General features: G+C 64.8%; 8 protein-coding genes and 2 pseudogenes. 5 read left to right on the top strand and 5 right to left on the bottom strand.

Going from position 1 to position 7,369, the window contains the following annotated elements; all coding sequences use genetic code 11:
- Together VF497_RS16410 and VF497_RS16405 are read right to left on the bottom strand one after the other, a co-directional pair.
- Window positions 1-370 (bottom strand): annotated as a pseudogene (locus VF497_RS16410) (thiamine biosynthesis protein ThiJ); the annotation flags it as partial.
- A complete protein-coding gene (locus tag VF497_RS16405) occupies window positions 357-908 on the bottom strand; it encodes an isochorismatase family protein (protein ID WP_330890693.1) in 552 nt (183 codons plus the stop codon). The pseudogene VF497_RS16410 and the gene VF497_RS16405, both read right to left, overlap by 14 nt.
- 132 nt (window positions 909-1,040) lie before the next feature.
- Between VF497_RS16405 and VF497_RS16400 the strand changes: the two genes are divergently transcribed.
- Together VF497_RS16400 and VF497_RS16395 are read left to right on the top strand one after the other, a co-directional pair.
- On the top strand, window positions 1,041-1,571 hold the full coding sequence (locus tag VF497_RS16400) for a 3-hydroxyanthranilate 3,4-dioxygenase (protein ID WP_330890691.1): 531 nt from the start codon (window positions 1,041-1,043) through the stop codon (window positions 1,569-1,571).
- A complete protein-coding gene (locus VF497_RS16395; protein WP_330890689.1) occupies window positions 1,561-2,043 on the top strand; it encodes a hypothetical protein in 483 nt (160 codons plus the stop codon). Before VF497_RS16400 ends, VF497_RS16395 begins: the two co-directional genes overlap by 11 nt.
- A gap of 24 nt (window positions 2,044-2,067) precedes the next feature.
- Here VF497_RS16395 and VF497_RS16390 read toward each other — a convergent pair whose 3' ends face one another.
- Window positions 2,068-3,003 (bottom strand): peptidylprolyl isomerase, encoded by a 936-nt coding sequence (locus tag VF497_RS16390; RefSeq protein WP_330890687.1) that lies wholly within the window; start codon window positions 3,001-3,003, stop codon window positions 2,068-2,070.
- Window positions 3,004-3,025: 22 nt separating this feature from the next.
- Complete coding sequence (locus VF497_RS16385) at window positions 3,026-3,835, bottom strand: PDZ domain-containing protein (protein WP_330890685.1); 810 nt, start codon at window positions 3,833-3,835, stop codon at window positions 3,026-3,028.
- Between the two features lie 36 nt (window positions 3,836-3,871).
- On the opposite strand from VF497_RS16385, the gene VF497_RS16380 reads away from it, so the two are divergent.
- From VF497_RS16380 to VF497_RS16370, 3 genes are all read left to right on the top strand, one after another.
- Window positions 3,872-4,816: a DMT family transporter gene (locus VF497_RS16380; protein ID WP_330890683.1), complete on the top strand. Its 945-nt coding sequence runs from the start codon at window positions 3,872-3,874 to the stop codon at window positions 4,814-4,816.
- Window positions 4,817-4,899: 83 nt separating this feature from the next.
- Window positions 4,900-5,967 carry a bifunctional DNA-binding transcriptional regulator/O6-methylguanine-DNA methyltransferase Ada gene (gene ada, locus VF497_RS16375; RefSeq protein WP_414706932.1) on the top strand — a complete coding sequence of 356 codons (1,068 nt, stop codon included), beginning with the start codon at window positions 4,900-4,902 and terminating at the stop codon, window positions 5,965-5,967.
- Complete coding sequence (locus tag VF497_RS16370) at window positions 5,964-6,701, top strand: 2OG-Fe(II) oxygenase (protein ID WP_330890681.1); 738 nt, start codon at window positions 5,964-5,966, stop codon at window positions 6,699-6,701. The genes ada and VF497_RS16370 overlap by 4 nt, the downstream gene beginning before the upstream one ends.
- Before the next feature lie 24 nt (window positions 6,702-6,725).
- On the opposite strand, the pseudogene VF497_RS16365 reads toward VF497_RS16370, so the two are convergent.
- A pseudogene (locus tag VF497_RS16365) lies at window positions 6,726-7,369 on the bottom strand (molecular chaperone HtpG); the annotation flags it as partial.

Genomic DNA, 7,369 nt, shown 5'->3' with positions numbered 1-7,369 from the left:
CGGCGAACAGCGCGCCGGCGCAGACGCAAGCGAAGCGTCGCGGCGTACCGCCGACATCGCGCAGCCAGCGCACCAGCGCGCGCCCCGGTTTCGAAGCCAGGGCCGCCTCGCCGTTGGTCGAACCGCAGACGATCAGCAGGTCTTCGGCTCGCAGCGCATCGGGCAGAGATTCGATGCGTCCGAGCGTCACGCCGAGCGACGTGGTTGCCGCAGCCTCGGCAGCGGCGACATGCACGCGGAACGCGCCGCCGCGCATCGCGGCGATGCGGAACGCCTCGGCTGGCCCGGCGAAGTCGAGCAGGACCAGATCGGGCGGCAGCACGAACCAGACATCGATCGGCTTCGCGCCGCCTGCATCACCCGCGCGCAAGCGCTTCCTCCACGCTCGCAATGCGCGCGAAGCGGCCACGCAACACGAGCTCGGTGCGCTCGCGGATGTCCTTCGCACTGAAGGTCTTGCCGCTGCCCGGATCCGTCATCGGGAAAGTCAGCGTCGCGTCGCCAACGAAATCGACTTCGTAGCCGAGATCGGAAGCGACGCGCGTGGTCGTCTCGCAGCATTGTTCGGTGCGGATTCCGGCCACGATGAGGCGACGGATTCCGTGCGCGCGCAACCAGCGGTCAAGTCCGGTGTCGGTGAACGCATTGTGCACGTGCTTGACGAACTCGACCGCGTGCGTCTGCGGCATCCAGTCGAGCGGCTTGACCAGGCCGCTCGCCTGCGAGAACGGGCCGTCGCCATCCTCGTGCAGGATGCGCACGACCGGCCAACCCTTGGCCGCGGCGCCTTCGATCAGCCGGACGATGTTGGCGCGGAACGCCGGCACGTCGTCCTCGCGCCAGTAGTCGCGCGCGGGGAAGGACTGCTGCACATCGATGCTCAGCACGGCGGTGTCGATTTGGCTCATGGTAGACTCCTTGCGGTTTCGAGGTGCCGCCATCGTGCGCCATCCAGGTCTTGTGGACGAGCCGTTTTCGAGACCAGTATGGGACAATTCGGGCCAACTCGCCAAGACCACGACAACCAGACGGACCGCGCCATGCTGACTCCACCGATCGACCTGCACAAATGGATCGCCGCGCATCGCGACGAACTCAAGCCGCCGGTCGGCAACAAGTGCATCGTTGACGGCGACTTCATCGTCATGATCGTCGGCGGCCCGAACGCGCGCAGCGACTACCACTGGGAGGAAGGCCCAGAATTCTTCTACCAGATCGAAGGCGAGATGGTGCTCAAGGTGCAGGACGAAGGCCATGCGCGCGACATCCCGATCCGCGCCGGCGAGATGTTCTACCTGCCGCCGCGCGTGCCGCACTCGCCGCAGCGCATGGCCGGCGGCATCGGCCTCGTCATCGAACGCAAGCGCCTGGTGCACGAGAACGACGGCCTGCTCTGGTTCTGCGCGCGCTGCAACCATCCGCTCTACGACGAATACTTCCACCTGCACAGCATCGAGAAGGATTTCCCGCCCGTGTTCAAGCGCTTCTATCACTCGCTCGATGCGCGCACGTGCAAGAACTGCGGGGAAGTGGCCGAGGTGCCAGAAAAATTTCGCCAACGTGAATTTTGAAGCACCACCACCGGTACTCGATAGCGCGCGCGTCGTCTTCTACGCGCTCGTCGGCGATCTCGCCTATCGTCCGAACAACAGGCTTTACCACGGCAATACTCTCGTCGAAAAAGTTCCGTTGCTTGCCATCTGCGAAAATCTTGGCAACGACGTCGGCCCAATGTTGTTTCACTGCGACGGTGATTGGACCGTATTGGGAGTCAGTGGGGGCGATTCCGTGGAGAGTTGCAAGTTCGCCGCCGCCAAACGGTATCCGGGCGTAGAAAGTCGTTGGATCGACCGCGGCGTTAGCGTAGGAGATGCACTGAACTACTTCGATTCGCTTCCCGGCAATAGCAGTTGCTCATTTTGCGGGAAGCGTCCGTTTCAAATCCAAGGCGGTTTCGCTGACGGCAAGGACGCAAGAATCTGCAAAGAATGCGTAGATGCCTATCACGCAGCATTCGTCGAAATGGCAAACGACAGCCCGTAGTTGTGAACGACCGGTTGGCGATATCTATTTCGCCGGTCGCACCGGAATCGGCACGCTGCACACGTCGATGTGTCCGAGCGGCACCTTGTAGAAATCATCGATGCGATTGCGCCGCGATTCGACCAGCGCGGTGAACGTCGGCATGTCGGTGCGCATGATTTCGAGGTTGGTGCGCTCGGCCGCGGGCACGTCGGCAGCGAGGCGCACGCGTTCGATCTTCACGCGCTGCTCGGGCTTGTCGTAGAAGCCCATGGTCGCAGTACCGCGCGGCAGGCCCGACAGCAGTTCCATGCCATGCACGACGCGGCCGACCGCGGTGATATTGCGTTCGAGCCAGCGCGCCGGGCCGATCACGGCGTAGAGCTCGGTGCCACCACCGGAATCCGCATCGAGGTCGCGGCCGACGCCGACCGTGCCGTAGCAATGCGTCAGCCAGGCCTGGCGCAGCTTGGGATCGCGCGCGCTCGGGAAGTCGCCGGAAAAACCGGTCTGTGCCGCCCAGCCGTCGGGGTCCGGCAGGCGCACGAATGGCAGTTTGTCATTCAACGGCACCGAGAATTCGGCTTTCAGTTTGCGCTTGGCGGTCTTTATCTGGCGCGGCTGGTTAGGCTCGCCGCTGCGCGCGTCGGCGTAGGGATCACCCCACTGCACGACGTAGTTGTCCTGCACGCGCAGGATCGCGAGGCCGTCGAAGTATCCTTCCTTGACCAGCGCCTTGATGTTGGCGACATGGTTCGGCGCGAACTCGGGCGCGAGCTCGATGACGACGCGGCCGGATGCGAGATCAAGATACAGCGTGTTCGCCGGATCGAGTGTGCGCCAGTCTGAAGGCTTGGATTCCTTGATGACATCGGCCATCGTCGGCGGCTTCTTTGTCGCAGCGTCTGCCACGGATACCGCGCCCGTGCACAGACAGGCCAACGCGACCACACCAACGAGCCGGCGTAAATTCGTTCTCATTGCACTCCCCTTTTCCGAAAGACTATTTTTTTGCGTCGCGCGATTCGGTGGCAAGCACGCCGAGGCGCACCATGCGCTCGACCTGCACGCCATCGCGGCTGATCGTCAAGGTCACGCGCCTGCCCATGTTCGTGCGCAGCATCTGACGAAAATCGTTGAGATCGTGCACCGCTCCCCCGTTGAACTTGAGCACGAAATCGCCGCTGCGCAGATTTGCCGCCGACGCGGGCGTGCCGTCGACCACCTTGCCGATCTGCACGCCGCCGCCAACTCCCAGCTTCTGCTTCTCGTCCGCGGTCAAGTTACGGAACTGGGCACCGAACGGAAGCTTGAAGCGCACGTAGTAGGTGGCGACAAGTGCCGCAGGCAACGGCCCGGCTTCGCTGCCGCATGCCGCCGTCATCTCCGCGGTGAGCTTTGCGGTCGCCTTCGCGTCCGCCGGCAAAACATAGATGAACGCTTTCTCCGCGCCGTGGAGTAAGGCCATGCGCTGCACCCATTCGCGCGCGGCAGCGTCGCTGTCGCGATGGCAGCCGGTGCCGATGCGCACGAAACCCTTCGCGTTCACCTTGCCCTGGTCGGCCGCGATGCCCACGCCATCGACGATCTCCGGCGTCTGCGGCGGCGGCGCGATACGCAACTCGGCGACGACGTCGGCGCCGCGCTCGGGCGTGACGATGTAGCGGCCAGGCTCGGCCGCGGCCTGCTCCTGCGCAGTTTCCGGCGCTCCGCGCTCGGGCGCGCGGCGAAACCAAGCACAGCCGCCGAGCATGAGCGCAGACAAGAGGAAAACCGCGCAGCGGCGGAACTTCACGATGGACAGAATCGACATACACGGCGATAGTAACGTTTTGAAAGTTAAGTTCCCATGTCCGCCCTCACCGCCGCGTCCGCAGATTCCAAACGCGCATTGCGCATCGCGCAATTCCAGATTCATTTCTGCGTGCTGCTATGGGGATTCACCGCCATCCTCGGCAAACTGATCTCGCTGCCCGCGCTCGCGCTCGTGCGCTGGCGCATGCTGATCGTCACGCTGGCGCTGTTGATCGTGCCGAAGGTCTGGCGCGGCCTGCGCGCGATATCGCCGCGCCTGCTGCTGAGCTATGCGCTGGTAGGCTTGTTCGTCGCATTGCATTGGCTGTCGTTCTACGCCTCGGTCAAGCTCGCCAACGCCTCGGTCGGCGCGACCTGCATCGCGATCGCGCCGGTGTTCCTCGCCGTGCTCGAGCCGTGGCTCGCGCGCAGGAAGTTCCGCTGGCACGAGCTGTGGATCGGCATCGGCGTCGTGCCGGGCGTCGCGCTCGTGGTCGGCGGCATTCCGGGCGAGATGCGCATGGGCGTGCTCGTCGGCGTGGTTTCGGCGTTTTTCTGTGCGGTGTTCGGCGCGCTCAACAAGCGCCTGGTCGACCATGCCGACCCGTTCACAGTGACGGCGATAGAACTTGGCACGGGCGCGCTGATCCTGTGGTTGATCGCCTCGATCGTCCCGCACGAAGGCAGCGTGTTCGACCTGCCGAACCTGCACGACTCGTTCTTCCTGCTCGTGCTCGCGATCGCCTGCACGCTGGTGCCGTTCACGCTGTCGCTGGTCGCGCTGCGCCACCTGTCGGCGTTCGCGGTGGAACTCGCGGTCAACCTCGAACCGGTCTACGCGATCCTGCTCGCGATCCCGTTGTTCGGCGAACAGCGCGATCTCGACCTTGCGTTCTACCTCGGCGTCGCCATCATCATCGGTGCGGTGCTCGTGCATCCCGTGCTCGAACGGCGGCGGCCGCACAAGGTCGAAACCAATGTGGCCGGTTCCGTGGACTGAATTCAACCGCAAGAGTCGGAGTGCTTGCGATCATGCGCGTCAATAAGCTGCGTCCATCTTCCCGCAAACCCAAAGGAACGCAGATGAACGCCATGCTAAAAAACTCCGTCGTCGAAGCCGATCCGCGCTGGTCGGCCGTGGTCGCCAAGGACGCGAAAGCCGACGGCACATTCTGGTACTCGGTCAAGACCACCGGCGTGTATTGCCGGCCGTCCTGCGGCGCGCGCCTGCCGCGAGCGGAGAACATCGATTTCCACGCGACGCGCGCCGACGCCGAAAAAGCCGGCTATCGGCCGTGCAAGCGCTGCAAGCCCGATCAGCCTTCGCTCGCCGAGCAGCACGCCAACGTGATCCTCGCCGCCTGCCGCTGGATCGAGGACGCCGAGGAAACGCCGAACCTGGAAACGATCGCGGCGCAGGCCGGCATGAGTCCCTACCATTTCCATCGCGTGTTCAAGGCGATCACGGGCGTGACGCCGAAGGCCTATGCGACCGCACACCGTGCCAATCGCGTACGCGACAGACTCAGCAGCAGCGAGCGCGTGACCGACGCGATCTTCGACGCCGGCTACAACTCGAACGCGCGCTTCTACGAACACTCGAACGCCCTGCTCGGCATGACTCCGAGCGACTGGCGTCGCGGCGGCGCCAACGCCGAAATCCGCTTCGCGATCGGCGAGTGTTCGCTCGGCGCCATCCTGGTTGCACGCAGCGGCAAAGGCATCTGCGCGATCCTGCTCGGCGACGATCCCGACCGGCTCGCACGCGACCTGCAGGACCAGTTCCCGAACGCGCAGCTGATCGGCGACGATGCGGAATTCTCTGAACTCGTCGCCCGCGTCGTCGGTTTCGTCGAGGCGCCGCAACGCAGTCTCGATCTGCCGCTCGATGTGCGCGGGACCGCGTTCCAGCAGCGCGTCTGGGAGGCCTTGCGCAAGATTCCGGCCGGCGCGACCGCGAGCTACAGCGAGATCGCCGAACGCATCGGCGCGCCGAAGGCGGTGCGCGCGGTGGCACAGGCCTGCGCGAGCAACAAGATCGCCGTCGCGATTCCCTGTCACCGCGTCGTGCGCAACGATGGTGCGCTGTCGGGTTATCGCTGGGGCGTCGAACGCAAGCGCGCACTGCTCGAACGCGAGGCGCAGGCATGACGGCGCCCGCACACGCGGACGCCGTGCCCGATCTCGCCGACCGGATTGCCCGCCTCGATTGGCCGCGCATCGAAGACGAACTCGATGCGCGCGGCAATGCCCTGATCGAAGGACTGATCACGCCGGCCCAATGCGCCGTGCTTGCGGGCATGTACGTCGATGACGCGCGCTTCCGCAGCCGCGTCGTCATGGCGCGACACGGCTACGGTCGCGGCGAGTACCGCTACTTCCGCTATCCGCTGCCCGATGCGGTCGAGGAACTGCGCAGCGCGTTCTATCCAGGACTCGTTCCGATCGCGAACCGCTGGAACGAAGCGACGGATGCTGCCGTACGGTATCCGGCGTCGCATGCGGATTTCATCGCCCGCTGCCACGCTGCCGGCCAAGCACGGCCGACGCCGTTGCTGCTGCAATACGCCGCCGGCGACTACAATTGCCTGCATCAGGATCTGTACGGCGACGAGGTGTTTCCGCTGCAGGTCGCGATCCTGCTGTCCGAGCCGCAACGCGATTTCGAAGGCGGCGAATTCGTGCTGACCGAACAGCGTCCGCGCATGCAGTCGCGCGCGGAAGTCGTGCCGGTGCGCCAGGGCGATGCGGTGGTCTTCGCCGTGCGCCATCGACCCGTGCAAGGCGTGCGCGGCGCCTATCAGGTCAACTTGCGCCACGGCGTCAGCCGCGTGCGCAGCGGCACGCGGCAAACGCTCGGCATCATTTTTCACGACGCGGCCTGATGCCGCGTCGCCGCGTTGCGCCGGCTACGCCGAGGCCAGCAGCAAATTGACCCGGCGTACATAGGCCGCAGGATCTTCGAGCTGCGCGCCTTCGAGAATCTGCGCCTGCTCGAGCAGCAGCAGACCAAGGTCGGTCGCACGCGCAGCATCGCTTTCGCCTTCGAGGCGCTTGACCAGCACGTTCGTCGGGTTGATCTCGAGCACGGGCTTGGACTCGGGCACGTCGTGGCCGGCCTGTTTGAGCAAGCGTTGCATGGCCGGACTCATGTCGTGTTCGTCGAGCACGAGTACCGACGGCGAATCGGTCAGGCGCGCGGACACGCGCACGTCGCGCACGCGCTCACCGAGCAGCTCCTTCAATTTCTTGACCACGCCTTCGGCAGCCTTCTCCGCTTCCTTGCGCTTCTCTTCGTTCGCGCCGCCGAACTTCGACAGGTCGAGATCGCCCTTGGCAACGTTGCGCAGCTTCTTGCCGGCGTATTCGGTGAGGTAGTTCGACAGCCATTCGTCGATGCGGTCGGTCAGCAGCAGCACTTCGATGCCGTGAGTCTTCAAGGCTTCGAGTTGCGGGCTGCTCTTGGCCGCGGCGTAGCCGTCGGCGGTGAGATAGTAGATGTCGTCCTGGCCGGCCTTCATGCGGCCGATGTAGTCGTCGAGCGAGACGGTCT

Source organism: Rudaea sp. (genome assembly GCF_036383415.1).
Lineage (GTDB): Bacteria > Pseudomonadota > Gammaproteobacteria > Xanthomonadales > Rhodanobacteraceae > Rudaea.
The sequence above is the reverse complement of the archived record's forward strand: the minus strand, read 5'-3'. Positions and strand labels throughout refer to the sequence as shown.